Annotated in this window: 2 protein-coding genes; both read left to right on the plus strand. The window is 37.9% G+C overall.

What is annotated here, in order from left to right:
* Window positions 1-87: 87 nt before the first annotated feature.
* Window positions 88-591 (plus strand): hypothetical protein, encoded by a 504-nt coding sequence (locus NF867_RS09390; RefSeq protein WP_252587570.1) that lies wholly within the window; start codon window positions 88-90, stop codon window positions 589-591.
* 584 nt (window positions 592-1175) lie between these two features.
* Window positions 1176-1640, plus strand: a complete 465-nt coding sequence (locus NF867_RS09395) for a hypothetical protein (RefSeq protein WP_252587571.1) — start codon at window positions 1176-1178, stop codon at window positions 1638-1640.
* The last annotated feature ends 190 nt before the right edge of the window (window positions 1641-1830 follow it).

A 1830-nucleotide genomic window follows, 5' to 3' on the forward strand; every position in this document is an offset into this window, starting at 1 on the left:
TATCTAATTTAGTTTGGCAACGTGGACGGTGAAGCAGTTTCTAAACACGCTTCTTCTTATACATAAACGTTGTGTGCAATTATTCAAATGAAGATACGTACTAACTCCATAATGACTCGGACTCTTGAAGAAAGAAAACATGACTTTGTTAAAGAGACCGTGACATTGCCGACTGAGTTAATGAAACTAATTGACTCTGGATTTAGGACGGAACAGGACTGCGTCTTGTTCAAGGACTTTGAATACTTTGGACCAGGACTTCTTGACTCAGATGATAGGAAAACGGAATATGAGGACTTCTTGAATGACGTTCACATTGACGACTATGTAACGGAAACCTCTGACGAATTCGAGTATCTAAAAGTCGGACTTGAATTTAGTAAAAGAATACACGCGGGACTGAAGGTTAATTTTAAGACGGACTTTCGGATAACGGTGTCATATAGCGAGACAAGTTATGAGGGACAAGAAATTGATAACTATGGAGGCTGTGTTGTTAAGTTCTATATGATCCGACCGAGTTGTGACGACAAATTTAGAATTGATGACTTGGACAAATTCGAAACTGAAGGAGTAATGGTGCTAGAATAACTGCACACAACAAAATGTTTATGCCAGCTTGGGTTATATGTAGGTTTGAAGTTTTGTTTTCTTAATTTCGTTTAGCAACGTGGGACAGTGAAGCGCTTCGAAGACCCAAGCCGTCATAAACATAAACGTTGTATGCAATTAGAGGAAAGGCTCTTTGGAAAAGACCGCAAGAAAGCAAAGAAAAAAATGGAGTTTGCAATGAGAGCAGCAGCAGCTGCTAGAGAGGCACTCAATTGAAGCGAGTAAAATGCATTTTAGCAAAGCTTAAAGTTGAGTGATCGACTGATTTGTAAAATCAACTCATTGCAAAACGAAAAAGTTTTAAAATTATTGCTTGCTTGCAGCGACTTTTTGCCCATAGGCGGAGATTTTTTAATTTCAGGGGCTCACTTCGCTTATTACCTATAAACGCAATGAGCCTAAAGAATTTCAATTAAAAAAACTAACTGCATACAACAACCGCTAAATGAAATGCCCTAACCTGGCACAAGGCCGACACTCGGCACTTCACTTAGCTAAACGTTAGCTGCAAGCCTAAAATGAACTTGGAAAGTTTAGCAAATAAAGAAATAGAGTTATACTCAATGACAATTGACCTCTACCATCAACCTCAATCAGAGGAGAATAATGAAAGGTTAAAGGTGATTTTTAAAGCATATAAAGAAGTCCACAGAAATTATGCAAACTTATCGGATATAGATAACGAGGCATTAAAGCGAGGACTTTTTATACAATGGTATGCTATGACTGAACCAAATTATTTGACAGGCATTGACGCTTTGGATGAACAGGCTGAACACCTAATCATTGAATCATTAAACCAAAGAATATTGAATAATGATCCTGACTGGGAGCTTAAATGGATGCTCGATTACTACACAAGTTGGGATTGGATATTCGATAAATTCAAAGACTATGAGGGTCTTCGAAAAGCCATAAAAATCAGACAAGCAAACAGTTTACCTACCGACATTGATAATGACAATATGAATAATAGAGGACAAATGGGGAAATACTGGAACTCTCTAACTGCTTTTAACAAAAAATAAGGCCTGCAGCTAACAGCCGCTTGCCGCAAACGCGGTGGACGTGCAATTTTGAACTGAAAACTTAATTAATAAATTTACATCACGGCGGAGAATAACGCAGGTATTTTCACCGCGCCTTCGGAATTCTATGGTTATTCCAAATTTTTAAGCTCCTTTTTTAACGTAAGTCCTTTCTCTTTTTACAACTGAA

Source organism: Solitalea agri, from assembly GCF_023914155.1.
Taxonomy (GTDB): domain Bacteria; phylum Bacteroidota; class Bacteroidia; order Sphingobacteriales; family Sphingobacteriaceae; genus Solitalea; species Solitalea agri.